Here is a 26580-nt window from a genome sequence, read left to right as displayed (position 1 = left end):
TGATTATTGAAAAAGGGTTAAGGCTCGTTAGACGGCACTTAACCCTTTTTTATTTTATAGACGAGACTCTATCCTTTTATAGGCTCATGCATAGGTGCTGATGGTGCCCCTTGCATAGATAACCCGCCGCCAGTTGAGCTTGCTGGAACAACAGGATGTGGTGATCCCTTTTCAGAAGCATTGCCAGCAGTTTGCTTGGCCAGCTTTTGTTTTTCCCACAGTGCTCTGGCGATCACCAGCATGGAGAGTACACCCACATATAGTAACAGAGAACCGAGTTCGGGAAGCATCTCTTGCAAAGGTGCACCACGCAGACCCATGGTACGAAGGAATTTGTACATCCATACAAAGGGGAAGAAATCACCGATTTGAATCGCTAAAGGTGGAAACAGTGATCTGGAAAGAACAGCCCCTGATAAAACAAAAGCAGGCATGAGTATCATCACCATTCTGCCGATGGCTAGTCCTGGATGTGCAGCGCCCCATGCAACCAGGACATTGATACAAACGGTACCGAATACATACAGGACAACCGGAATTATAAAGAGAATCGGATTGGCCTCGAAACGGCCTCCTCCAAACACTTTAAGCATCCCGAGAGAGAAGATTAAGCCAGCCGTCGAAAACAGCGTATAAGGAAGCATACGCAGTAGTATGTTGAACGGATTTTGCAGCTCAGCAGCCAGCCTCTTGGAAACCCGGAGTCTAGCGACCAGAGGTAAGCTATTTATATTGAGTATCATAAAAGAGAACATACAAGTGAATGCAAGTATCGTCGTATTCTGATAGTCATTCGTTGGATTAAACAGGGAACGCACTTCCAAGGCGATACCATTGAGGGCCCCTTGGGCCTGTTCTGCGTTCATCCCGGTTTTCAACATAGCTGGAACAGACAGTTCCATATTCTCGGAAACGCTAATTTCCTGCATAGCTGTACGAATCGAAGTAATAGATTGAACATTGGTATTATCGAGAATGAGACCCACGCGGCTGGAAAGGGAACGATTGTGATTATCCTCTAAACCATGCGGCAGGGAAATAACAGCCAAATATTGCTCATGATAAAAATACTGTTCAGGGTTGTCCGTATACGAAACAATCTCAGCTACGTTCATATACGGGGAAGCATCTATTTTCTGAATGAACTCACGGCTGTAAGCTGTGTTATCTTGATCCACCACTACCACGTTAGCGTCGTTAATTTGGCTGCTTGGGAGCAACAGTGAATACCCCAGTACGGCAATCAATGGGAAGATGATAGCTATGATCGGATACTTGGAGTGAACCAGATACGACCATTCATCACGAAGAGATTTCATTTGTATTCACCTCAACTGTCATGCCTGGTAGCAAAGCTGCTTCTCTTGTTACATATACACGTACCTGGAATGTAGCGGTATCTGCTTCTCCTTTTTCACGGGACATCTTCACATTAGCGAATTGTGGTGCGGCAGTTACATAGCGTACCGTACCTTTCAGGTCCTTATTGAGACCAGAGATATGAGTTTTAATTTCTTGATTGGCCTTGAATTTCCCCGCTTGTTCTTCATTCACATAGAGATCGTAATATAAATCATTGGTTTCCAGGGTAATCACAGGAGCCCCTTGCGCCACATTTTCGCCGACTTTGGTACTAATCGAAGTAACCTTGCCATCCTGTGGTGCTTTTAACACCAGGCGTTCTTTTTTGAGCAGCAACGTTTTAAGCTGAACTTCCTGTGTGTCTTTTTGTTGCTTTAAGAGGTCAATAGCCAGCTTCTGATCTGCCAACTGTTGACGACTCTGCTGAATGGTTTCCAGTTGGGTCTTGGAACGATCGACGGACAATTGGGCACCGCGAATTTCTTCCTCGGCTTGTTTTACCGAAACGGCTGCTTGTGTCGTCTGTTCACTGGCCTGCATACGTTCTTCAGAAGTGGCACCATGAAGTAGCTTTTGAAGAGACTCTTTTTGCTGGCTCAACTGATTTGTCGCTAAAGTCAAAGAGGATTCGGCATCATCCAACGCTGCTTTGGATGCACTTCCTGCATCATAGAGTGCTTTATTACGCTTATAGTTGGTCTGAGCCGTCTGAACATTTTTGGTGGCTGAGGCTACGGCAATTCGTTGCTGCTGAACATCTTCATCCCGAGCCCCGTTATTGACCTGTTGTTCCGCAGCAGTGGCTTGACGTTCAGCCGCTTGTGCCCGCTGCAATGCGGCCTGACTTTTACTCTCAGTCACTTGAGCTTGCGCGATATCTAGCTGTGCCTGTTTTTCCTGAGTTGCTGCTCGTGTATACCCTAAATGGATGGATTGTTGTTGTTGGCTGATCTGCGTATTGAACTGGGCGATTTGTGTCCGCAGCTGCTCAATTTGCAGATCCACATCTTTGGAATCCAAAGTCATAAGGACAGTTCCTTTTTTCACCTTAGTTTCTTCTGTTACCGGGATGTTCAGGATTTTGCCTCCTACTTGTTCAAACGATACATGAATGCTATCCGCATTTAGTGTTGTGCCTTTAACAGATCGAGAAGCATTGACTTGATCTTGTCCGTTAGTCTGAAGCAGGAACCCCCCGCCGATAAGGCAGGCAATAGAAATGACAGGGATGATGAGGCTGGCGACTTGTGTGCGATTCATGAGTAATACGCTCCTTACATTCATAAAATGAGTTAAACATAGACTCGAATAAATATCCTGGTATGTACATTTTATTTATTCTTTTATTTAATAATTTAAAAGTTAGTCGGCTAACTAAAACGCAAAATTAAAACTTATTCTGGTTTTGCTGCTTTATATATCTCTTTTGCTTGAGGGATGCCGCTTTCTATTTTTTGGAGTAATGTCAGGAGCAGCTCTTTTTCATCGGTGGATAGGTGGCTCATCAGTGTGGAAGTGCTTGTGAAATGTGTAGGCAGCAGTCTTTCCATCATTTCTGTTCCTTGTTCGGTCAGTTTAACAATGCTCATACGGCGGTCGGAAGGGTGTACGGATCTCATAGTAAGCCCATCGCGTTCCAGGCGGTCAAGCAGACCGGTAACGGTAGGCTTGCTAACTCCTACTTTCTCCGCAAGCTCTGTAGCCAGCAATCCTGTTTGGATGTTACGGTACAGGAGAATTAATATTGAAAATTTTCCATGAGATATATCGAACTTCTCAAAGCCCTCAAAACTGACTTTAAAAACACTGGAAGATACTCGCATAAAAAATAGCATAGCTTCTGTCGCTCTTACATCAATCTCGGGGATACGCTTAGAAAATTCTTGCAGCGCCTCACGAGTGGGCAAGTCCCGTAAATCAAAATCCATAGGGTTCTCCTTTCTTCTTACAGTATGTTCCAATCAACAAATTAGTTAGCCGACTAATCTTAATCTATTCAAAAATGAATTTCAAGCTAAAATTTGTTAATCGTCATGTATATTTTTCACTATATGGAGGTTGTTGTAAAAAGAAAATAAAGTATTAGACTGAAAAATAAAGTGTTAGACTGACGATGCTTCATTAAGCTAACTGGCAGATTAGTTACATAGACGTCAGAATTTTGCATAGGAGTGTAGTCCACCATCCCATACTAATTGTATGGAAAAGAGTCTAGATAAACAGTATACTAGCTATAATTGTTTTTTGTTGAGGTGCATATCAAATGGATGAAATCGATGAATCAAAACAAATTGTATTACAAATCGGCGGTGTCTTGAAAAAGTACAGAAAAGAAAAAAACATGAGCTTAGACGACTTAGCGGAATTAACGGGTGTAAGCAAACTTACTCTGGGGAATATCGAACGTGGCGATACAAATCCAACTTTGGCGATTATATGGAAAATTTCAAAAGGCATATCTTTACCGCTATTAGCTTTGTTGAAATCAGAAGACCCTGTTAGTTTGTATCGAGCAGGCGAAGGACTGCGGTTTTCTAATGATCAAAAAAATTGGATCATTGAACCGGTCTTTAAAAACGCAAGCAACGATATTGAAATGTGTCGGGCTTACTTACAGCCGAATAGCTCGTATCACCCTGAAGGTCATCATGTGAATACAACTGAAATTGCGACAGTAATGACTGGTTCCATTGAAATTCAAGTCAATGGAGAGATTTACACATTGAATCAATATGATACGATCAGTTTTCGTGCAGATTGTCCTCACTCTTATACCAATCGTACGAATAGCGAAACAGTGCTCCATATATCCTTAAAGTATGGTTTCTAAAAGTCGAAAATTCCACTTATTAAATACAACTCCGAATTCCATGACGGGAATTCAGAGTTGTATTTTTGTTTTTAGATGAGTTAATGTGTGTTATAAAATAATTATTGTTAAAAATAATATATTATAAAATAATTATTGTTAAAAATAATATATTATAATATACTTTTATTGTTCGCGCGGATGTTATTTCATAGTTTTTCAATCAGCAGGAAACAAATTTTACGTATGAATTTAGTAAGGAGAAATGAAGAATGTCGAACAAACAAAATATAAAAGCCGTACCATCCTCTATAGGACTGATAATTCTCGGCATTATTATTATTGCAGCTAATTTACGTGCTCCCTTAACCTCAGTCGGTCCTTTAGTGAGTCTCATAAGGGATGACGTTCGTATTTCAAATACAGTAGCAGGCCTGATAACAACGCTACCTTTGCTTGCCTTTGCTTTATTATCACCTCTAGTACCCAAATTTGGACGAAGGTATGGGATTGAACGTATCATTTTGATTGCCCTAATCTTTCTGACTGTTGGCATTGTAATACGTTCTTTATCTGGCGCAGCTAATCTATATATTGGGACAGCAATTCTTGGATTCGCAATTGCCGTATGTAATGTATTATTGCCAAGTTTAATCAAAAGGGATATCCCAAATAAAATTGGCTCCATGACAGGTGTTTACTCAATTTCAATGAGTTTATTTGGAGCAATCGCATCGGGAATCAGTGTACCGCTAGCCGTGAACGCAGGTCTAAAATGGCAGGGAGCATTGGGAATATGGGGGATTCTAAGCTTTGTATCGATTCTCTGTTGGTTACCTCAATTAAGAAATCAAACGAAGCAAACAACCACGACGAGTCAACAGATGGCCAGCAACGATGTGAATGTTTGGCGATCCCCTCTTGCCTGGCAAGTAACCTTGTTTATGGGTATACAGTCCATGGTTTTCTATGTGTTGATCGCATGGTTGCCTGAAATTTTAAAGCAGCAAGGAATTGGCTCAAACCAATCAGGATGGTACCTCTCGATAATGCAGTTAGCTCTGCTTCCATTTACCTTTATTGTCCCCGTTATTGCTGGGCGCATGTCTAGCCAACGTTTGTTAGTGGTCATCACAATCATTTTGCTTTTAACGGGAACGCTCGGACTTCTATACGGAAGCTCCTATATCATTCTGTTGTGGATTATAATACTCGGAATTGGTGGAGGCTGCGCCTTTAGTTTGTCCATGATGTTTTTCGGTTTACGTACTGAAAATGCGCATCAAGCAGCGGAACTGTCTGGCATGGCGCAATCGATCGGATATCTTCTTGCCGCAATCGGTCCTGCCCTTATAGGATTTCTGCATGATGCGACAAATAGTTGGAATCTGCCACTTTTCATTCTGCTTGGCGCTTCGGTCTTACTCTTTTTAGTCGGTATAGGAGCAGCAAGAAACCGTTTTGTAGGTAGCCGAAATAGTTACGAGCTGCCACGGAAAGGACGATAAATATGTTTGACAAAATTATTGTGGCAATTGATAAAGCTGAAATAACGAACAAACTCCTCGATGCAACCGTTGAAATAGCTCGAAACAAACAAACTCAAGTTACCTTGGTTAATGTCAGCCAGGAATATGTATCGAATGGCATGACATATTTACCAGGGCATTTCTTGGAAGAAATATTGAACGAAATGGAGAAAGCGAGTTTGGAACAGTTGCAACAAGCCAAATCCAAATTAGAATCTGCGGGGATTAACCCGGAAACACTTCATCTTAAGGGAGATCCTGCACATGAAATATTAAATTATGCAAGAGATTCCAAGCAGCAACTCATTATTATTGGAAGCCGTGGGCTAAGTGGCATAAAAGAAATGATGCTTGGAAGTGTCAGCCACAAGGTTTCACAGCTATCAAGTTGCCCAGTCCTCATTGTGCATTAACTCCTTCGGGAACCGTAAAGATGATGCATTGTTATACTAACGGAGAACTTTAGTTCAATAAAACAGCGACAGTCTAGGACTTTATTTTCTCGTCCACGGCTGCCGCTGTTTTTATAGCTGGGGCCAGTCTAATACTTTTTTTACGAGATCTGACGGTTTTATAATTCGAAATGTCGCGTGGGACCAACATATCCAGCTAGTACTTTATTTTCTTTCTACAGTTGTTCGTGCCATGGTTCAAGCTTTTCCCTACATTGATATTTACAATGAAGTGCTTGATAATAAGTGGATATCGTACGAGACAAAGAACCTAAAAGTGAGGAATCTGGAATGACGACAAAATTATACTACACTGCTCCAAATCTTACGGAGTGGGACACTCATATTACACAGAGCATGGAAAGAGACGGAAAATATTTGGTTATGCTGGAGGAAACGGCCTTTTATCCGCATGGCGGAGGCCAGCCTTGTGATACAGGAACAATTCAGGGCGTCCGTGTATTAGATGTTGTTCTTGAGGATGGGGACATTTGGCATCAGGTAGAACGTTTTCCAGAGGATGTAAAGGTGGCCTGCCAATTGGATTGGGAGCGCAGATTTGAACATATGCAGCAGCATAGCGGACAGCATTTGCTGTCAGCGGTTTGTCTGGAGTTGTTGGGTGCGCGTACTGAAAGCTTTCATCTGGGACAAGAATATGCCACGATTGATGTGAACTGTTCGGATGTAACACCTGCGCAGCTATCGGCAATCGAACAGGAAGTAAATCAGCAAATCTATAGTAATCGCAACATAAAAAGTTTTTTTGTAACCAGTGAGCAATTGAAGGATATTCCGCTGGTGAAAACGCCCAAAGTGACGGAAAATATTCGGATTGTCGAGATCGAGGGCATTGAATATAATGCTTGCGGCGGTACACATGTAGCTCAGACCGGGGAAATTGGAATGATTAAATGCTTGAAATGGGAAAAGCAAAAAGGGATGGCGAGAATCCATTTCAAATGTGGTGCTCGCGCACTCCAGGACTTTAATGAGAGTGTTCGGATTTTGGACGTGTTATCTACGAAGTTCAATACTGGACGAAAGGATATTTTGACTCGATTCGAAAAGTGGGAGCAGGAGCATAAGCAGCTCAAGGCGCAAGTGGAGTTCTTGCAAGAGGAAAATGCATCGTACCAGGCGAAAGAGTTGCTGTCTGCTGTACAGGGGCATGTTCTTGCTCATGTATTTGAACAAAAATCCATTCAGGAGATGCAGCAATTGGCTGCCAAGCTGACCGCTGAGCATGATCTGCTTGTTTTATTTGCCACAACAGCCGAAAACAAAATCATTCTGGCACATAATGGTACCCATTCCATTAGCTGCGGAGCGTATTTAAAGGAAAATCTGGGCGCGTTTCAGGGCAAAGGGGGCGGTAGCAACCAATCTGCGCAGGCAGCATTTTCGTCCCGCAATGACCTCTTGAATTTCTTCGAAACGGCCCAGCGGCAGTTCATTCAGGGCTGATGTAATGGAGGATTAGTGACGAAGCGGCAGCTTCCACTTTTCCTCTTCTGTAAATAAAATAAAAGAAAAAATAAGTGCAACAACAGCGCCCCAAACGGCTTTATCCCCAATCGTCAAAGTCAGAAATCCCCCCAGCAAGGCTCCTACCAAGAAGGCAGCCAGGATGACACCATAACGCATCGCTCGAATGGCAGCGTTCGTGTCCTTGGTCGTTACAGCGACATACACAGCCTCGATAGCTGATCGAAGGTTACCGGTGCTGACCGTGGAGGTGTACGGCACATCAATGAGCTTGCGGAAGGAAGTCATTTGCACGGAAGCGACGAATGAGACGATCACCACTACTACCGTATTGGGAACTCCTTGTGGAATCAATCCCACGATGAAAAAAATCGCGATTTCCAGTAAAAGAATTGCGCGGGTCCAGTCTGGAGTTAAACGGTGGGTTGATTTGCGTTTAATCCCTTCAGCAACAAAAACCCCCAGTGAAAAGGCGATCAGAGGCGGGATATAGGATAATGCCTGAATCCAGTGCCCCTGAATGACTTTAACAGCCAGCAGCACGATATTGCCTGTCTGTGCGTTGGCGAAAACACCGCCTCTTCCAACAAAGGTATATGTGTCCAAAAAGCCCCCTACTAATGATAGTAAGGCGCCCAGTCGCAACGATTCGGACGTTACCTGATGTAAATGGATTTTGCCTTTCATAAACACGGCATATAAGCCTCCTATACTAAACGTCGATTCTTTAAAGCTAACACGAAAATCCAGGACCATACAATTAAATTAATCACTTAAGCATGAAAATGGCACAAAGAAGCCGCATCGGGTCCCATACAAAAGAAAGGACGCGATGCGGCTTTTTGGAGTGCTGTTTAAAGTGCCCACCTAGAACCTCAAAGATGTGCTTATTGCAGGGCTTTGACAAGTGCTGCGCCGAAGTCCTGTGCACCATCTGGACCGTCGGCTGTAATAATGTCGCTATGCGCAACGACATGCTGTGCCACATATTCGGCTTGATGCGATTGGAGCAGGTCCTTTTGTACATCCACAGGATAACATGTAGCCGTTCTGCCGGAGAGCAGTCCAGTTTGAGCCACGGCTACAGAACCTGCGCAGATGCCAGCCAATAGTTTCTTTTGCTCATGAGTTTGTTTCAGCAGAGCTTGGAGATCCGCGTTATTCCAAAGATAGTCATTCGTTCCTGATCCGCCGATCACAGATACCACATCATAATCAGCCAGCACAGCGTCAGTAAAAACAAGATCAGCTGTCGCTTTACCGTTGTAGTCACCTATGATTTCGCCTGTTTTTGTACTAGCTAGCGTCACAGTAACACCTGCTTGCTCCAGTGCCTCCTTTGGTTTAAACAATTCATCCTCATTAAAGCGCTCTGGGGGTATAATAAAAAGAGCTTTTTTACTCATACTTCATTCCTCCTTGAATGTGAAACGATATCTACTATTGTAGGATGGCATCGTCAGGCTGTGAAGAATGCACTTTCAAGTACGGAGGTTACCTGTAGGTTACTATTAGAGTGCAAGACCATGATGATTTAGAAGGAGTTAATTGATATATGTCCGATACGCTAAGAGAAGAAATACGGGAGAAGATCGTCAACGGAGACTATAACTGCGAAAAGGAACTGACCCTTTCGGTCTTAAGCGGAAAGTGGAAGGTCGTCATTTTATGGCATCTGGGTGTAGAAGGGGCGCACCGTTTCAGTGACCTGCAAAGGCTGTTTCCGAAGCTGTCGCATAAAGTGCTGACCAATCAGCTGCGGGAGTTGATGGAGGACGGTATTGTGCACCGGGAAGTGTATCCCGAGGTACCTCCAAAGGTGGAGTATTCGATGACTGAACTGGGGATGACGATTTTGCCCATTGTGGAGATGATGTATGACTGGGGGAAAAAACGGGTGCAATCCATTCGTGAGGAAATGCAACGCAGCGGTGAGGGAAACGTTTAAATAATGGAATCGATATGTAGGTGAATCAATAAAGTTCCTTCATATGAAAAATAGAACGCCTTGCACTATGAGTACAAATTGTACTTAGAGCAAAGGCGTTCTTTGGCATGTTAGCAGTCTGTGTGTTTTTATCATGTTAGTTTAGGAAAAATAGCTGTAGCCCATATGGATCATTGCTTTTCAAGTGCTGGTAGAACCTCAATCCAGCGTGTAGCCCAAGTACCGATATGGTCAAACAAAGGAGCTAAATCGCGTCCCTTATCTGTAAGAGAGTATTCAATCCGTACAGGCTTCTCAGGATAAACCATACGTTGTATGATTCCTTCTTCCTCCAGCTCTTTTAGACGGTCGGAAAGGACCTTTCCACTTAAATTAGGGATTGAATTCTCAATAGCGACGAAACGTTGCGGACCATTGGTTAGTTGAAATACGATCAACACCGTCCAACGCTTACTCAGTAGCTCCATAGCTTTTTCAAACCGTGGGCACATCTGCGGAATGTTCATGTGATCACCTCATGCTCCTATTATTAACGATCCACTGTTAAAAGTAAATGATTTTACTTTACATAAATTTATTACTTGACGAAATGGTGTGATATAAATATACTTTGTTACATAAAGTAACTTGTTGGCTTTGATACGGAGCTTGAGATATGAATACTTAAAATTTGAACTTAATTTGATATTATTTTTGATATTATTAATGATGTAATTAAATGAACAGATACGAACTAATCGTTATGGTGTGGTTTGGGCGTAGGGGGAAGTCAGATGAAGTTGGAATGTGAAGTGTGCGTAGTTGGAGGGGGACCCGCAGGAACTTTGTTGTCCTGTCTACTGGCGGCGCATGGTGTATCCACGATATTGATTGAGCGGCAGAGCATAGCGGGAAAGGCTTTCCGCGGTGAAATCTTGAATGATGAGGGTCAGGAAGTGATCCAAAAGCATAAGCTGCTCGAACAAATTCATAAGGACTATGTTCTCGCCTCTACAAGAATCGAATATTGGGAGCATCAGCAGCAAGTGAAGACGGTCAAGCCAGCATCAGTAGATGGTAATGTGGGGGTTCATATTCCACAGCCTCGATTTTTGGAGGCTCTGCTCAAGCAGGCGTCAACCTACGGGTCCTTCCGTTACCTGGCGGGTACAACTGTGACTACCTTGGAAGGTAACAGCGAGCAGGGGTACACGGGCTTGGCCGCCCGCGATAAGAACGGTCATGAGATCACGATTGACAGTTCGTTGATTGTAGGGGCAGACGGTCGCTATTCGACTGTGCGCAAGCTGGCGCAGATGCCTGTGACAAACATTCGACACGGCTATGATCTGCTATGGGCGAAAATCACAGCACCTGCTGGGTGGGAGCCCGTCACTCGTCTGGCACGGGTCAACGGAGGGCAGTTGGCTTTATTCTCGCAGGCTGAGGGCTATATTCAAATTGGCTGGAATGTGGAGGAAGGTAGCTTTCCAACCCTGTTTAAGCAATCTTTTGAACCCTTTATACAACGGTTTACCGAGGCTTTTCCGGATTTGAAGCATAGTGTGCATGATCACATTCGTTCATGGAAGGACTTCGTACCGTTGGATATTTTCAGCAGTCGCAGTGACACCTGGGCGCAGAACGGGCTGGTCCTTATTGGAGATGCGGCGCATACCATGACACCTACCGGAGCTTTTGGCTTGAATGCAGCTTTGAAGGATGCCGATGTGCTAGCCAGTGAGCTTCTTCGTTTACGACAGAAGAGCTATACCGCAGGAGACCTAAAGGCGTTCGAAGACGGACGGCGACAGGCTGTCACCGAGCTTCAGGGACGGCAGCTGACGATGGAATCCACGTTTCATGAACATTTCTTACAAGCCGATAATCAAAGGATATAAATCCTGACAACAACATGAATTACCGGAATTTTCATATATAGAGTTTATATAAAGGATGGTGCAGAGAGATGAACCAAAAAGATGTAGCTACGCTACTTAACGATAAAATTCAAACCGTTCGCGGAGAGCAATCTTCGACGATTTTAGTAGGACCGATCAAGCTACCAGTTAATTTGGAAGGAGAAACGGTTGTTTTTCAGTGGTACTGCTGGTTGCCTGTACGGGATGAGGAAGATCGTCAGGACTTACTGAATGCCACCGCTGAGACGATTGTGAAGCGATTGTCCACACTGGATTTGGCAGAGGGACAACAGTCAAGCGTTTTGGTGTATGGCGATCTTCAACAGTCGGAAAATGCATTAGTTCGCATGCATAGTATTTGCCATACTGGAGATATTTTTGGTAGCAAGCGTTGTGATTGCGGATTTCAACTCCACCAGTCCATGAAAATGATTGTGGAACATGGAACGGGTGCATTGTTCTATCTGGCTAACCATGAAGGCCGCGGAATCGGTTTGTTTAGTAAAGCAATGGCTTATATTCTGCAGGAAGAAGGCATGGATACTGTAGAAGCCAACCACCAATTGGGTTTTGAAGATGATACCCGCAACTATGCAGACGCCATTAGTGTGCTCCGTCACCTGAGACAAAAACCGGTAACCCTGATCACAAATAATCCCAAAAAACTGGATGCCTTGAAGAAATCGGGTATGAATGTGGCGGGTCGCATGCCGCTCTGGGGCGATGTGTCGCAATATAATGAACGGTATTTGAATACAAAAGTGGAACGATCCGGCCATTTGCGGGATTCCGATCTCAGGGAGGTTCTATGACCACTCACGAAAAATATATGCGCCTGGCACTGGAAAATGCCAGAAGTGCTAAAGGGCAAACAGAACCGAATCCGCTCGTCGGATCAGTCATTGTCAACAACGGTCGTATCGTTGGGATCGGCGCTCATCTGAAGCCCGGCGAGCCACATGCCGAGATTCATGCGTTGCGTATGGCGGGGGAACACGCTCAGGGAGCGACAATTTACGTAACGCTGGAGCCGTGTTCTCATCACGGTCGGACAGGCCCGTGCGCGGAAGCCATTGTGAAGGCAGGCATTCGTCGGGTGGTGGTTGCAGCGCTGGACCCGAACCCGCTGGTTTCCGGCAGAGGGGTACAGATTTTGAAAGATGCGGGCATTGAGGTCATTGTCGGAGTATGTGAGCAGGAATCCATCCGCATGAATGAAGTGTTCAATCAATATATTGTGAGCAAGCGTCCTTTTATTACGATCAAATCGGCAGTAACACTGGACGGTAAAATTGCAACCCGGACCTCGGAAAGCAAATGGATTACATCTGAGGCTGCACGGGAGGATGTGCATCGTCTTCGTAACGAGCATGTGGGAATCCTGGTCGGTGTACAGACGGTGATTCACGATAATCCTCAGCTTACGACTCGTCTACCAGAAGGACGGAATCCGATTCGTATCATTTTGGATAGCAAGCTTCGAATTCCATTGGATGCCCGTGTCATTACAGATGGGGAGGCGCCTACCTGGATATTCACAGGACGCGCTTATGATGAAGGCAAGCGTAGCCAGTTGGAACAGCTAGGTGTAAAGATATTTCCGACTCAGGATGAAAACAGCGATCGGGTTAACCTGCCGCAAATGCTGGATATTCTGGGGGCAGCGGAGGTGTCATCAGTGTTCGTAGAAGGCGGAGCCGAGGTGAACGCTTCCTTCGTGCAGCAATGGCTGGCAGACAAGCTGGTGCTGTACATGGCACCAAAGCTGGTTGGAGGACGCGCAGCCCCGGGATTTCTCGGGGGAGAGGGCGTGTCTGCGATGAGCGATGCGGTGGCATTGCATGATTTGAGCGTGACACAGGTTGGTGTAGACTGGAAACTAGAAGGGTATTTTGAGCGGGAAAAATGAGTGTTGTTTGCGGGGGAGAAGGCACTCCACTAAGGGGTTGATCTTCCGATCGCTGTTGCAGTGGGATTCTTCGGATTGTATAAGACATTTAAAGGTAAGAATCCCACTGCAAAGGCGAATGCTTACGCTTCTCCAGATTCAACCCCTTCGCTCCGCTACTGCCCACCGCAAAGTCACTCATTTTTTCGAAATGGTGTGGAGCATGGGAAAGGCAAAAGGACTTAAATACTCAAAAGCTCAAAAGCTCATATACTTAAAAGAACAGAGAATCTGAAGGGCTAAAAGGCCTGGAGGATTCTTTTTTTATATACTAAACGTTTATTAGGGTGAATGATTAATGGGATGAATAACTCATAGGGTAAATGTCTAATGGGGTGAATTCGAGATAACATAATTACACATGCTTGGGTTTTTCGTCCTGGTTTCTTATGTATTTTTAGAGACTTTCGCCTCGTTTAGTTAGAATATAGAAATAAAAGGATTGACCTGGAAATTGAGATCAAGCACAATGAAGTTGAAATCAACTTGGAAGAGAAGGGAAAAGCCTTGCAGTGAAAGGGATTATAGAATTCAAAGGAGGATGTAGGTTGTGAAAAAAACGTTATTATGCTTGTTAAGTGCCAGTCTGATATTTTTAGCTGCACCGGTTTCTACTAAAGCCTTTTCGGGTGAGGTCACACAAGGCGCTGGCTCATATTCAACCACACTACCTGCCGGAGCAGCAACACCGCAAAACGAGATTTACAAAACAGCGAATGTAAACAGCCCAATGCCTACCAATGACTGGTGGAGCAGCCTCGCCTGGGTACCGTACTCCGAGGCTCAATATCCGCATCCCCTTGCCTTGAAAAATCAGCAAAACGGTTTACGCATCTTTAACCCGAGTGGGAAAATTACGGTAAATCCGGGATACATCGCAGGTTGGATGGATGATGTGAACGATTTTTCCGTCGGTCATTCTGTAAGCGCTTCATTTCCTGATGCCAAGGTGGACGGTTTCAGCGACTGGTTTGTCAAATCATTATTTCAAAGCGGCAGCAATAAAATGAGTGCTACCTATGGACACGGCTCCCCCTATGTTTTTTTTGAGTTTGGCGGTGGCAATCCCAAGCTTTCATTTAATGGGGTGCCAGAGGTTTGGTCTGGGTCAGCTAGTTCCCCTGTGCTTGGCATTACGGTTAATGGCTCACATTATGGTCTGTTTGGTCCTTCCGGCAGCACCTGGTCTGGCCTCGGAACGAGTACTCTGATCAATCAATTGAACGGGAAAAACTATTTTACAGTGGCCGCTTTGCCTGACAAAGCAACCGCGACATTGGACAAATTTCAGCAATACGCCTATTCTTTCGTTACAAACTCCAAAGCACAGTACAGCTATAACGAAGCCTCTTCCGAGGTGACGACCACCTTTACTGTTGCGACAACAGCGAAGGAAGGCACGCAAAGCGGTACTATTTTTGCCTTATACCCGCATCAGTGGAAAAATTCATCACAACCCCTGCTAGGCTATACGTACAATTCTGTACGCGGTCTGATGAAAACAGCAGAAGGTGCTTCTTTTCAAACGAAAATGAAGTTTACAGGGGTACTGCCTTCCCTGCCCGACTTGGGGTCCTACGATAAAAATACGCTCAACAGTTATATAGACGAAGCGAAAGCGGAAGTCTACTCCGGCGATAGAGACACGTACTGGACTGGAAAACGTCTGGGCAAGCTAGCAGCGCTGGCGCCGATTGCCGACCAGGCTGGCAATACCGCAGCAGCGACCCAGTTCCGCAATGAGATCAAAAGCCGGCTGCAGGACTGGTTTAAGGCCAGTGACAGCTCGGATAATCTGAAAAGCTCCAGTCTATTTGTGTATAACAACAATTGGGGGACGTTGATCGGTTATCCCGACAGCTTTGGCAGTGCGGTAGAATTAAATGACCATCACTTCCATTATGGATACTTTATCAAGGCCGCGGCCGAAATTGCACGTGTGGACAAGAGCTGGGCATCCAATTCCCAATGGGGGCAGATGGTACAGTTGCTCATTCGTGACATCGCCAATACCGACAGGTCTGATTCGAAATTTCCGTATTTGCGTAATTTTGATCCCTATGCCGGGCATACCTGGGCTTCCGGCCATGCCAAATTTGGTGATGGCAACAACAATGAATCCTCCTCGGAAGCGATGAATGCTTGGGCAGGTCTTATTTTATGGGGCGAGGCGACGGGAAATACTCAAACTCGTGATCTGGGCATTTATCTATATACAACGGAAATGAATGCGATTAACGAATACTGGTTTGATGTGCATGGCACAAACACCCCTGCAGGGATGCAAAGCGCGACGGCAAGCATGATCTGGGGTGGTAAAACGGTAGGGAATGCAACATGGTGGACCAATAATGCCGCAGAGGTGCATGGTATCAACTGGCTGCCAATTACCTCGGCCTCCTTGTATCTGACGCAATATTCGGAGTATGCGGCTAAAAATTATAACGATCTGCTGCAAAAAAGCGGTGGGAATTTCAGTCCATGGGAAGATATTGTGTATATGTACAGAGCGATCTCGGACCCGTCCGATGCCAAGGCCAAATTCAGTGCACGCGTAGCGGCCATGACACCGGAAGCGGGGAATTCCAAGGCGAATGCCTACCACTGGATCTACAATTTGGATGCTTTAGGCAACATCGACCGCAGCATCATCGCTAATTCACCTATTTATGCCGTATTTCATAAAAACGGTGTAAAAACTTATGTGGCCTACAATTTTACAAACCAGGTTAAAACGGTAACCTTCTCAGATGGGCACACTATTACCGTGCAGCCGAATACCTTTAATACCGGAAATGGAAGCGGCGGTGGCAATCCGCAACCTGATACGGAGGCTCCATCCATCCCGGCGAATGTTCGAGCTACGACCAAAACGGCTTCGGTAGTCACTCTGGAGTGGGATGCAGCTACAGACAATGTTGGCGTTACGGGTTATATCGTTTATAAGAACGGGGCTCAGGCAGCAGAGATAAGCGGTACTTCCGCTTCAATTACAGGGCTGAATGCAGCTTCCACTTACAGCTTTACCGTTAAGGCTCGCGATGCAGCTGGTAACCTATCTGCAGCAAGCAATGCGGTAGGGGTAACGACAGACCCAGCATCTGGCGGTAATGAGGGTGGTGGAGAAACGGAGGATTATAAAGTAGGAGCTCGCTTTGTCAGCGATCATGAAGCATTGCTTCAATTTACACCCAAAACAGCCTCGGTCTATGTTGACGTGCATTATACTTTAACGGGTGGACAACAGCTCAATTACCGAATGACAAACAACGGCGGTGTCTGGGAGCAGCGGATTACAGACCTCGATATCGGGAAGGCTGTCAGCTATTGGTTTACCTATGAAAAGGCGGGATTGCAATATGAGACCCCTTCATTCAGCTATACACACCAGCAGACTGCTTCTACAACGACAGACGTTCCACAACTTCCGTTACCGAGCGTTGATCCCGTTTTCGAAAAAACATCCTAGTGGATCAGGCCTAAGATACGAACGCGACAGTTAACTATAGAAAGAAAGACACAAGGGAAGCACATACGCTTCTCCTGTGTCTTTTTTGTTTTTTTATAGGGTCGTAATACTTTCGCCATGTTCGTGAGTTCCAGGTTGCGCGATAATGATAAAGGCTGATACAGGAAGATATTACCGAGGCGTGGATTTCCAAAGGTCCCGCAGTGCCTGCCCTGATGGGGTCAGGTATCCTGTAATTCTGATGTATCCACCAACATTAGGGTTCAATTCCCAATCGCCTTCCACGCGACTTCTGGTAGAGTATTCGAATGATCGAATAAAAACAATGAAAAGACCCGGATAAGAGCATCCCATGTCTGGTCTCGATGACAGGTACCGGGGCGATGGCTATGCGGCCAGCGGATACCGGAGAGAGCAAGCGCCGACAGGGTTCGAGGCTTCGGGGATACAGATTCACAATCGATGTTGGGCTGATGAATTCCATCCCTAGAACACGGAAACAGGCGGTATCTTTCTTTTTCCTCAAGCTTGACCCCGCCGTCCACCCGGAGGGATGCTCTGCAAGGGTCACTAACCCTACTACAACAAATAAAAGTGAAAAATCCTCATTTTAAAAATGTGTGTTTACTATAACATGCGAATCAGCGGAGCGGTCCATTTTGAATCTGAAGAAGCGTTAGCGTTCGCCTTTGCAGTGGAATTCCTACCTTTGAATGTTTTATGTAATTGAAGGAATTCCACTGCAACAGCGATCGGAAGATCAAATGGAACGTGAAGCCGCTACACGCGGAAATGTACATTTTTAAGTTGAGGATTTTAAATACTAGGAGTGATACGATGTTTAAGAAGATAACGATTAAATCTGATGAGCGAGGGTTGCTGTTCAAAAAAGGAAGCTACCACAAGTTGTTGCACCCAGGAACTTACCTATTGAAAACATTTCAGCAGGAAGCAGTTGAAATTTTGAATGTAGCCGAACCTTTTTTTGTACCTGATCATGATATTCGTTTGTTTTTGACAGATCCCCTATTGCTTGAGCAATTGAATGTCATTGATGTAGAAGACCATGAATATGTGTTGCATTATGAGGATAATCGATTTGTGGAGCTGCTAACGGCTGGGAAATATGCTTTTTGGAACATGCTCAAGAAACATCGTTTTGTTCGTGCAGATACTCGGCAGCCTGCGATTGATAAGGCATTGGGGCAAGCATTCTTGTCCAAGACACCGGGCTTCTGGAAGGCACTTCAGGTGGGCAGCTATGAATTGGGATTTTTGTATTACGATAATGTGTTGCAGGGTGAGCTAAAACCGGGCAAATATTATTTCTGGATGTCCACAGTGAATACAGAGATCAAAACGATAGATATGCGACAACAGCAGATGGACCTGATGGGACAGGAAATCATGACAGAGGACAAAATCACGCTGCGCCTCAACTTCGTCTGTCAGTACCGTATCATCGACCCGTTGCGGGCGTTGGAATTCCGGGCATACGAGGAACAAATGTACATTATGCTTCAACTGCTGCTGCGCGAATATGTTGGCACGATGAAGCTGGATGATTTGCTGAAAATGAAGCAGGAGATTGCGGAATATGTTTTGACTCGACTGAATGAGCAGAGCGGCGAATATGGAGTGACTTTTACGTCAGCAGGGGTGAAGGATATTATTTTGCCGGGGGATATCAAGGATATTCTGAATACCGTGCTGTTGGCAGAGAAGAAGGCACAGGCCAACCTCATCACACGACGTGAAGAGACGGCATCCACTCGTAGTCTGCTCAATACGGCCAAGCTAATGGACGAGAATGCCACCCTCTTTCGTCTTAAAGAACTGGAATTCATGGAAAAAATCTGCGAGAAGATTGGCACGATTTCGCTGACTGGCGGAAATACGTTGCTGGAGCAGCTGAACACACTGGTTCACATGAAAGAGGGGCAGGGACTCCAATAACTGAAAATACTCCCGAACGATGAGTGCAAGCCGGCTCAAGGTTCGGGAGTATTTTGCGTTTTAGTTCGTCTTGGTGGATGCAAGAAAAGCGTCCATATCGATCACCGGAATGAGGGTACCCTGATGCTCCATCACAGTAGGGAACAACTCGCGCTGCCACTCTTCCTCATTGCTTTGTAGCTGACTGTCCTCGGCAGAAGCCGTGTCCTCCACCTGATCGACAAGCAGAGCAATCTTCGCACGGCTGAGCAAAATCATTTTGTCCTCGGCGGAATCGCTTGATGCAGGAAGAAACAGCTTTTTGCGTAAATTAAGGATCGTAAATACGTTGCCGCGAATAGTCACCATTCCTTCATGCCACGCCTCGGAAAAGGGAAGCGGCGTTCCTTTTTTGGCATTCATGACTTCTTCTACTTCCACAAAGTTTAACGCGAACTTTTTGTCCGCCAGACTGCACACAATAAATTCAGACATAGCAATTCTCCTTACATATTCAGATAAGCCATCACAGGTTGTGAATGAGCGGTAAAATGGGTTAACTATTGCGTTTTGACAGATGGAACGATAAAGTTGAGGATGCGGTAAAGTAGTTGTAGTTAATCACAGAATATCACAAACGAGCAGTTAAATCTTCCAAATTAACAACTATACGGCCAAGGCGTGGCTTCAAGTTTCCCTTCATATATAATGTTTGGGACTAAAGCTGTGTCCGCTGGCACTACATTTTAAGATAAGCGGGTTGAGGTAGAATGGATCATGAAAAGCAGCGATTAAGTATCGAGGCAGCCAGATTATACTATCTAAACGACTACAGTCAGCAAGATATCGCGGTCAGACTCGGGGTTTCGCGTCCTACGGTATCGCGGTTACTGCAGGCTGCCAAGGAACAGGGATACGTGCGGATCAGTATTGTGGACCCGATGGAGGATATGGACGCGCTCGGAGAGCAGGTGAAGAAGAAGTACGGACTGGATACCGTGTTAGTCTGTTATTCGCCGTTAAATGAATATCAGGAGATTAAGAAGCATATCAGCAAAAAAGCAGCCGATTATTTGCATGAAACGGTACAGGATGCTGATATTATTGGAGTGACATGGGGAACAACGATGCATGCCGTAGCGCTTCATCTCCAGCAAAAGCAGGTCAAGGGTGTTGAGGTGGTTCAGCTCAAAGGAGGCGTGAGCCATTCGCATGTCAACACATATGCCGTGGAAACCGTGAATTTGTTCGCAGAAGCCTTTCATACCATAGCACGGTATTTGCCGCTGCCTGTGATTTTCGACAGTCACGCCGTTAAGAAAATGGTCGAGGAGGATCGGCATATCCAGCGTATCATTGAACTTGGCAAGCAGGCGAACATCGCTGTGTTTACGGTGGGTACGGTCAAGGAGGATGCATTGCTGTTCCGATTGGGCTATTTTAACGGAGAAGAGCAGAAGCTACTGCAAAGAATCGGCAAGGGCGATATTTGCTCGCGCTTTTTTGACGCTGAGGGCAACATATGCAGTCAGGAAATCAATAGCCGTACCGTCGGGATTGATTTGCCTGATTTGCGAAAGAAGGAGAAGTCCATTCTCGTCGCTGGAGGCCAGCGTAAAGTGGAGGCCATTCGGGCATCGCTGCGTGGCAAGTATGCGAATATCTTGGTGACAGATCAGTTTACGGCACAAGCACTTTTACAATAGAGCAAGTCTTTCTCAATCCAGCAAAATACACGGTTATGGCGTTTCCCTACAGGGTAATATGAATTGTAGGTGACGCCTTGCGCATAAGCTTGAACATAATTTCAAAATGTGTTTTACATATGTTCAAAGGCGTGCTATGATGGTCTCATCACAGAGAAATAAAGGACTTTTGTCTTCACACTATTTATCTAATGAAGGAGCTTTTAGATATGAACATTGCAGCATTAATCGACCATACATTGTTGCGTGCAGATGCGACGAAGGATGAATTTACGAAATTGACTGCCGAGGCAAAAAAATATCAGTTTGCTTCTGTATGTGTGAACCCGACGTGGGTAGCTTATGCAGCAGAACAGCTCGCAGGCACAGGCGTAGCTATCTGTACAGTTATCGGTTTCCCGCTGGGAGCAAGCACGTCCGCAACGAAAGCATTTGAAACGAAAGATGCTATTGCTAACGGTGCGACTGAAATTGATATGGTTATTAACATAGGCGCTTTGAAGGCACGTGATGTACAGCTCGTCGAGCAGGACATCCGTGCGGTCGTGGAGGCAGCTGCTGGTACACTGGTAAAAGTGATTATCGAAACATGCCTGCTAACAGACGAAGAGAAGGTACTGGCATGTGAGCTGTCCGTCAAAGCGGGAGCGAATTTTGTGAAAACCTCGACAGGCTTCTCAACAGGTGGAGCTACTGCGGAAGATGTGGCTTTGATGCGCAAAACGGTAGGACCTGAGATTGGTGTTAAGGCTTCAGGCGGTGTACGCAGTCTGGAAGACGTGCAAAAATTAGTAGAAGCTGGCGCAAGTCGGATCGGTGCAAGTTCCGGTGTGAAGATCATCGAGGGCGAGCAGTCTACATCTTCCTACTAAGTTTATTTTAAAGTCATGGAGGGATTCGCGATGAAGGATCAATTGATTCAGAAAGCGCTTGAGGCGCGTAAACAGGCATACGTTCCGTATTCGAATTTTCAGGTGGGTGCTGCGGTTCTCGGAAGCGATGGCACGATTTATCACGGATGTAATGTGGAAAATGCCTCCTACGGCTTATGCAATTGTGCAGAGCGGACAGCGATTTTCAAAATGGTATCCGAAGGCTGCCGTCAAATTGATTCGATTGCGATAGTAGCTGATACGGAAGGGCCTGTGTCTCCATGTGGGGCCTGTCGTCAGGTTATTTCCGAATTTGCTCATCAAGATACCAAAATTTATCTGACAAACCTTCATGGCAACACGGAAGAGTGGACGGTGGATCAATTACTGCCGGGTGCTTTTCGACCTGCGGATCTGGGGAAATAAAAAAAAGAATGCCTCTTTGGAGCGCATTCTTTTTACGGGGAATGTAAGCGCTTAATGTAATGAGGGGGAAATTAAATGAAATATGTAATCGCTCTGGTGGGACTGCTCGTTGTATTTGCACTTACTTACGTTGCCAGCAGTGACAAGCGTAAAATCAGGTATCGTCCGCTGATAGTTATGGTTGTTCTGCAAGCAGCGCTTGCTTTCGTATTGCTGAATACAGGAATTGGCGAATTTCTGGTCAAAGGCTTTGCAAAAGGTTTTAATAGTCTTTTGGCATATGCAACTGAAGGGATTAACTTTGTTTTTGGCGGAATTGCGAATGAAGGCGCAGCACCGTTCTTTATCGGTGTACTGCTGCCAATCGTGTTCATATCTGCGCTGATTGGTATATTGCAATATGTAAAAGTGTTACCTTTTATTATTAAATATATCGGGCTTGTCTTGAGCAAAGTAAACGGAATGGGTAAACTGGAATCCTACAACGCTGTAGCTTCGGCTATCTTGGGTCAATCCGAGGTGTTTATTTCCGTTAAGAAGCAAATTGGTCTGCTGCCAAAACATCGGTTGTATACACTGTGTGCGTCTGCGATGTCTACGGTGTCCATGTCGATTGTGGGAGCTTACATGCAAATGTTAAATCCCAAATATGTGGTCACAGCTTTGGTATTGAACCTGTTCGGCGGCTTTATTATCGCTTCCATTATTAATCCGTACAAGATTGAGAAGGAAGACGATTTACTGGAGGTTCAGGAGGAAGAGAAGCAGTCCTTCTTCGAAATGCTCGGGGAATATATTATGGACGGTTTCAAGGTTGCTATTACGGTAGCTGCAATGCTGATCGGTTTTGTGGCGCTGATTGCCATGGTTAACGGGATTTTCTCTTGGTTGTTTGGAATCAGCTTTCAGGCGCTGCTTGGATATGTGTTTGCGCCTTTCGCTTTTGTCATGGGTATTCCGTGGAACGAAGCCGTTCAGGCGGGCAGCATTATGGCTACCAAACTCGTATCCAACGAATTCGTGGCTATGCTTGATCTGACCAAGCAAACAGGCTTGTCGGAGCGCACGGTCGGGATCGTATCGGTATTCCTCGTATCCTTTGCTAACTTCTCATCCATCGGTATCATTTCCGGGGCTGTGAAGGGTTTGCATGAAAAACAAGGAAATGTGGTGGCCCGCTTTGGTCTGAAGCTGTTGTACGGGGCAACGCTGGTTAGCGTGCTGTCGGCAACGATTGCAGGGTTGTTTTTGTAAAAAAAACAGCGAGTTAGGAAAGGATTTTTATGATGTCTAAATTCAAACGAATTCACTTGGTGGTTATGGACTCGGTTGGTATCGGCGAAGCGCCGGATGCTGCCCAGTTTGATGATTACGATGTAGATACACTCGGTCATATTGCCCGCGAACGCGGTGGTCTAAAGATGCCGAATATGGGTAAGCTCGGTCTATCCAATATTCGTTCCATAGAAGGTGTGGAAGCGGCCGACAAGCCGCTTGCGTATTACACCAAGATGCAGGAAGCGTCCAATGGCAAGGATACGATGACGGGTCATTGGGAAATCATGGGCTTGAATATTGCTGTTCCTTTCCGTGTATTTCCTGATGGGTTCCCGGATGAGCTGATTCAGCGCATTGAGGAGCACACAGGCCGCAAAGTTATTGGCAATAAGCCGGCCAGCGGAACGGAAATCATGGATGAGCTGGGCGAAGAACACGTGAAAACTGGAGCGCTCATCATCTATACCTCGGCGGACTCTGTGCTGCAAATTGCGGCGCATGAGGAAGTTGTACCTTTGAAAGAGCTCTATGAGATTTGCGAGTTCTGCCGTAAAATCACGCTGGAAGATCCGTACATGCTGGGTCGCATTATTGCACGTCCGTTCGTAGGCGAGGCAGGGAACTTCTCTCGTACCTCCAACCGACATGATTATGCGCTCAAACCGTTTGGTCGCACCACCATGAACGAGCTGAAGGATGCAGGTCTGGATGTGATCGCCTTGGGTAAAATCTCCGACATTTATGACGGTGAGGGTGTGACGAAGGCGGTGCGTACGGTGTCCAATATGGACGGCATGGATAAGCTGGTGGCTACGCTCGATGAGGATTTCACCGGATTAAGTTTTCTGAATTTGGTGGACTTTGACGCTGTATACGGTCACCGTCGTGATCCGCAGGGATATGGTCAAGCCTTGGACGATTACGATGCGCGTCTGCCAGAGGTTTTTGCCAAAATGACCGATGACGATCTGCTAATCATCACTGCGGACCATGGGAATGACCCGACGTATCGGGGAACGGATCACACCCGCGAATATGTACCTTTGCTGGCATATTCCCCGCGTTTTACAGCTGGGGGCAAGGAGCTTGCAGTTCGTAAAACCTTTGCTGATATTGGAGCGACCGTGGCGGATAACTTTGGTGTGAAACTGCCTGAACACGGAACGAGCTTTTTGGCAGACCTTCAGTAATCAAGGACCAGCAAGAGTACAAGCAAGATTACTAGTAACGATATAAATAACGATACAAGCATGGACAAATGGGACGGAGGAATAAAAAAACATGAGTGTACACATTGGAGCCAAACCCGGAGAAATTGCAGAAACGATTTTGCTGCCAGGAGACCCGTTACGGGCTAAGTTTATTGCTGAAACGTATCTGGAGGACGTGACCTGCTACAACGAGGTACGCGGAATGCTCGGATTCACGGGTACGTACCAAGGCAAACGCCTATCTGTACAGGGAACTGGGATGGGGCTGCCTTCCATCAGTATTTATGTCAACGAACTGATTAGCGAATATGGTGTGAAAAACCTGTTCCGCGTGGGTACATGCGGCGGAATGAAGGAGCATGTGCACGTTCGTGACGTCATTTTGGCACAGGCATCCTGTACGGATTCCGGCATGAACCGCCATATCTTTGGCGGCTACGATTACTCGCCGATTGCCAGCTTCAATCTATTGAAGGGCGCTTATGATCGCGGTGTTGCCAAAGGCTTGAACATGCATGTCGGCAATGTATTCAGCTCAGACAGCTTCTACCGTGATGACAAATCAGTGGTACAAAAGCTGATGGAATACGGCGTGCTGGGTGTAGAAATGGAAACTTCGGCTTTATACACGTTGGCAGCCAAGTTTGGCGTAAACGCACTGACGATTCTGACGGTAAGCGATCATTTGCTAACGGGGGAAGAAACGACCGCAGAAGAACGGCAAACAACTTTTAAAGAAATGATGGAAGTTGCACTGGATACAGCAGTATCTCTGTAAACGATCATACGCACAGTGAGGAGAAATGACATATGAGAATGGTAGACTTGATTGAGAAAAAACGTGACGGAAAAGAACTGAGTACGGAGGAAATTAATTTTATTATCCAAGGCTACACTCAGGGTGAAATTCCTGATTATCAAGTCAGTGCATTGGCGATGTCCATTTTCTTCAAAGATATGAATGAACGCGAACGCGCTGATCTGACGATGGCGATGGTTCATTCGGGTGATACCATTGATCTGTCCGCGATTGAAGGTGTGAAGGTCGATAAGCATTCCACTGGCGGTGTGGGTGATACGACAACGCTAGTACTGGCTCCGCTCGTAGCGGCCTTGGACATTCCGGTAGCCAAAATGTCAGGCCGCGGCCTCGGACATACCGGAGGAACGATCGACAAGCTGGAAGCTATTGCAGGCTTCCATGTCGAAATCAGCAAGGACGAATTTGTGGATTTGGTGAACCGCAGCAAAATTGCGGTCATCGGACAAAGCGGCAACCTGACACCTGCGGACAAAAAGCTGTATGCCTTGCGTGACGTTACAGCGACGGTCAACTCGATTCCGCTGATTGCCAGCTCGATTATGAGTAAGAAAATCGCTGCCGGCTCCGATGCCATCGTGCTTGATGTAAAAACAGGTGCAGGCGCATTTATGAAAACCGTAGATGATGCCAAAGCACTGGCACATGCTATGGTGAGCATCGGTAACAATGTGGGTCGCAAAACGATGGCAGTCATTTCCGATATGAGTCAACCGCTGGGTCTGGCCATCGGTAATTCGCTGGAAGTGAAAGAAGCGATTGATACGCTGCGTGGCGAAGGACCAAAAGATCTGGAAGAGCTGTGTATGGCTTTGGGCAGTCAGATGGTGTTTTTGGCAGGGAAAGCAGAATCTCTCGAAAACGCCAAAGAGAAGCTCAAAGAAGTCATTCGCAATGGCAAAGCACTTGAGAAATTCAAAGAGTTTATTGCGAATCAGGGCGGTGACGCTTCTGTAGTGGATCATCCTGAACGCTTGCCGCAAGCACAGTATCTTATTGAGGTGCCAGCGAAGCAGGACGGTGTGGTAGCTGAAATCGTGGCTGACGAAATCGGTACCGCAGCGATGTTGCTTGGAGCAGGACGTGCGACCAAAGAATCCGAGATTGATCTGGCTGTAGGCTTGATGCTGAACAAAAAGGTCGGGGATGCTGTTCAAAAAGGCGATTCACTGGTTACTATCCATGCGAACCGTGAAGATGTAGCCCAAGTGCTGGAGAAAATCTACGCCAACATCCGTATTGCGGATCACGCGGAAGCGCCAGTACTAATCTACGGAACAGTGACAGAGTAAGCGATAAGCCATATTTATAAAGTCGTGTTGAGTGTCTTTGATCAAGTTTGAAAAATATGACAGCCGGACTCATAATAGATATGAGTTCGGCTTTTTTTATTGTAAGGCCGAGGGTTGCACAGAGGGGGAGAGAC

25 protein-coding genes are annotated in these 26580 nt (G+C 45.8%); 18 read left to right on the top strand and 7 right to left on the bottom strand.

All coding sequences use genetic code 11. The features are described 5' to 3' along the window. Positions 1-68: 68 nt before the first annotated feature. The 3 genes from MKY24_RS23020 to MKY24_RS23010 all read right to left on the bottom strand — a co-directional run bounded on the left by MKY24_RS23020 (position 69) and on the right by MKY24_RS23010 (position 3290). Positions 69-1319 carry an ABC transporter permease gene (locus MKY24_RS23020; protein ID WP_339200954.1) on the bottom strand — a complete coding sequence of 417 codons (1251 nt, stop codon included), beginning with the start codon at positions 1317-1319 and terminating at the stop codon, positions 69-71. Next, positions 1303-2622, bottom strand: a complete 1320-nt coding sequence (locus MKY24_RS23015; protein WP_023990400.1) for an HlyD family secretion protein — start codon at positions 2620-2622, stop codon at positions 1303-1305. Before MKY24_RS23015 ends, MKY24_RS23020 begins: the two co-directional genes overlap by 17 nt. A gap of 134 nt (positions 2623-2756) precedes the next feature. Further along, positions 2757-3290, bottom strand: a complete 534-nt coding sequence (locus MKY24_RS23010) for a MarR family transcriptional regulator (RefSeq protein ID WP_339200953.1) — start codon at positions 3288-3290, stop codon at positions 2757-2759. Positions 3291-3625: 335 nt separating this feature from the next. Here MKY24_RS23010 and MKY24_RS23005 point away from each other — a divergent pair, with 335 nt between their 5' ends. The 4 genes from MKY24_RS23005 (at position 3626) to MKY24_RS22990 (ending at position 7619) form a co-directional block, all read left to right on the top strand. Further along, entirely contained in the window at positions 3626-4192 is a 567-nt protein-coding gene (locus tag MKY24_RS23005) for an XRE family transcriptional regulator (protein ID WP_023990398.1), read from the top strand. Between the two features lie 251 nt (positions 4193-4443). After that, positions 4444-5679, top strand: a complete 1236-nt coding sequence (locus tag MKY24_RS23000; RefSeq protein ID WP_338532859.1) for an MFS transporter — start codon at positions 4444-4446, stop codon at positions 5677-5679. A gap of 2 nt (positions 5680-5681) precedes the next feature. Continuing rightward, on the top strand, positions 5682-6113 hold the full coding sequence (locus MKY24_RS22995) for a universal stress protein (protein ID WP_023990396.1): 432 nt from the start codon (positions 5682-5684) through the stop codon (positions 6111-6113). Between the two features lie 330 nt (positions 6114-6443). Continuing rightward, positions 6444-7619: a DHHA1 domain-containing protein gene (locus tag MKY24_RS22990; protein ID WP_339200952.1), complete on the top strand. Its 1176-nt coding sequence runs from the start codon at positions 6444-6446 to the stop codon at positions 7617-7619. A gap of 12 nt (positions 7620-7631) precedes the next feature. Here the strand turns inward: MKY24_RS22990 and MKY24_RS22985 are convergent, their stop codons facing one another. Next, complete coding sequence (locus MKY24_RS22985) at positions 7632-8333, bottom strand: YoaK family protein (protein WP_023990394.1); 702 nt, start codon at positions 8331-8333, stop codon at positions 7632-7634. Between the two features lie 194 nt (positions 8334-8527). After that, the gene (locus MKY24_RS22980; RefSeq protein ID WP_023990393.1) at positions 8528-9046 is read right to left on the bottom strand and encodes a DJ-1/PfpI family protein; all 519 of its coding nucleotides are present in this window, start codon (positions 9044-9046) and stop codon (positions 8528-8530) included. A gap of 149 nt (positions 9047-9195) precedes the next feature. Between MKY24_RS22980 and MKY24_RS22975 the strand changes: the two genes are divergently transcribed. Then, positions 9196-9588: a helix-turn-helix domain-containing protein gene (locus MKY24_RS22975; RefSeq protein ID WP_013312050.1), complete on the top strand. Its 393-nt coding sequence runs from the start codon at positions 9196-9198 to the stop codon at positions 9586-9588. A 170-nt stretch (positions 9589-9758) separates the two neighbouring features. On the opposite strand, the gene MKY24_RS22970 is transcribed toward MKY24_RS22975, so the two are convergent. Further along, positions 9759-10094, bottom strand: a complete 336-nt coding sequence (locus MKY24_RS22970) for a helix-turn-helix domain-containing protein (RefSeq protein WP_023990392.1) — start codon at positions 10092-10094, stop codon at positions 9759-9761. Between the two features lie 267 nt (positions 10095-10361). Between MKY24_RS22970 and MKY24_RS22965 the strand changes: the two genes are divergently transcribed. The 6 genes from MKY24_RS22965 to MKY24_RS22940 all read left to right on the top strand — a co-directional run bounded on the left by MKY24_RS22965 (position 10362) and on the right by MKY24_RS22940 (position 18862). Beyond that, positions 10362-11468: an FAD-dependent monooxygenase gene (locus MKY24_RS22965; protein ID WP_339200950.1), complete on the top strand. Its 1107-nt coding sequence runs from the start codon at positions 10362-10364 to the stop codon at positions 11466-11468. A 68-nt stretch (positions 11469-11536) separates the two neighbouring features. Continuing rightward, the gene (locus MKY24_RS22960; protein ID WP_023990390.1) at positions 11537-12301 is read left to right on the top strand and encodes a GTP cyclohydrolase II; all 765 of its coding nucleotides are present in this window, start codon (positions 11537-11539) and stop codon (positions 12299-12301) included. Beyond that, positions 12298-13398: a bifunctional diaminohydroxyphosphoribosylaminopyrimidine deaminase/5-amino-6-(5-phosphoribosylamino)uracil reductase RibD gene (gene ribD / locus MKY24_RS22955; protein WP_339200949.1), complete on the top strand. Its 1101-nt coding sequence runs from the start codon at positions 12298-12300 to the stop codon at positions 13396-13398. The genes MKY24_RS22960 and ribD overlap by 4 nt, the downstream gene beginning before the upstream one ends. Before the next feature lie 589 nt (positions 13399-13987). Beyond that, positions 13988-16906, top strand: a complete 2919-nt coding sequence (locus tag MKY24_RS22950) for a glycosyl hydrolase (RefSeq protein WP_339200948.1) — start codon at positions 13988-13990, stop codon at positions 16904-16906. A gap of 352 nt (positions 16907-17258) precedes the next feature. Continuing rightward, positions 17259-17396 (top strand): hypothetical protein, encoded by a 138-nt coding sequence (locus tag MKY24_RS22945; RefSeq protein WP_155990463.1) that lies wholly within the window; start codon positions 17259-17261, stop codon positions 17394-17396. A gap of 347 nt (positions 17397-17743) precedes the next feature. Further along, positions 17744-18862, top strand: coding sequence for a slipin family protein (locus tag MKY24_RS22940; protein ID WP_023990388.1), 1119 nt, complete (start codon positions 17744-17746; stop codon positions 18860-18862). Positions 18863-18922: 60 nt separating this feature from the next. On the opposite strand, the gene MKY24_RS22935 is transcribed toward MKY24_RS22940, so the two are convergent. Then, positions 18923-19336 carry a chemotaxis protein CheW gene (locus MKY24_RS22935; RefSeq protein ID WP_023990387.1) on the bottom strand — a complete coding sequence of 138 codons (414 nt, stop codon included), beginning with the start codon at positions 19334-19336 and terminating at the stop codon, positions 18923-18925. A 275-nt stretch (positions 19337-19611) separates the two neighbouring features. Here MKY24_RS22935 and MKY24_RS22930 point away from each other — a divergent pair, with 275 nt between their 5' ends. The 7 genes from MKY24_RS22930 to MKY24_RS22900 all read left to right on the top strand — a co-directional run bounded on the left by MKY24_RS22930 (position 19612) and on the right by MKY24_RS22900 (position 26446). Beyond that, complete coding sequence (locus MKY24_RS22930; RefSeq protein WP_023990386.1) at positions 19612-20547, top strand: sugar-binding transcriptional regulator; 936 nt, start codon at positions 19612-19614, stop codon at positions 20545-20547. A 209-nt stretch (positions 20548-20756) separates the two neighbouring features. Then, a complete protein-coding gene (gene deoC, locus MKY24_RS22925; protein WP_025722509.1) occupies positions 20757-21419 on the top strand; it encodes a deoxyribose-phosphate aldolase in 663 nt (220 codons plus the stop codon). Between the two features lie 30 nt (positions 21420-21449). Then, positions 21450-21845, top strand: coding sequence for a cytidine deaminase (locus tag MKY24_RS22920; RefSeq protein ID WP_023990384.1), 396 nt, complete (start codon positions 21450-21452; stop codon positions 21843-21845). Positions 21846-21920: 75 nt separating this feature from the next. After that, complete coding sequence (locus MKY24_RS22915; RefSeq protein WP_023990383.1) at positions 21921-23099, top strand: NupC/NupG family nucleoside CNT transporter; 1179 nt, start codon at positions 21921-21923, stop codon at positions 23097-23099. 29 nt (positions 23100-23128) lie between these two features. Further along, positions 23129-24313, top strand: coding sequence for a phosphopentomutase (gene deoB / locus MKY24_RS22910; protein ID WP_023990382.1), 1185 nt, complete (start codon positions 23129-23131; stop codon positions 24311-24313). Positions 24314-24404: 91 nt separating this feature from the next. Next, complete coding sequence (deoD, locus tag MKY24_RS22905) at positions 24405-25112, top strand: purine-nucleoside phosphorylase (protein ID WP_023990381.1); 708 nt, start codon at positions 24405-24407, stop codon at positions 25110-25112. Positions 25113-25144: 32 nt separating this feature from the next. Next, complete coding sequence (locus MKY24_RS22900; protein ID WP_023990380.1) at positions 25145-26446, top strand: pyrimidine-nucleoside phosphorylase; 1302 nt, start codon at positions 25145-25147, stop codon at positions 26444-26446. Positions 26447-26580 lie beyond the last annotated feature (134 nt).

The organism is Paenibacillus sp. FSL P2-0322 (assembly GCF_037975315.1).
In the GTDB taxonomy this organism is placed as follows: Bacteria; Bacillota; Bacilli; order Paenibacillales; family Paenibacillaceae; genus Paenibacillus; species Paenibacillus polymyxa_B.
Note: the sequence above shows the minus strand (reverse complement) of the source record. Positions and strands in the feature narration are given on the sequence as shown.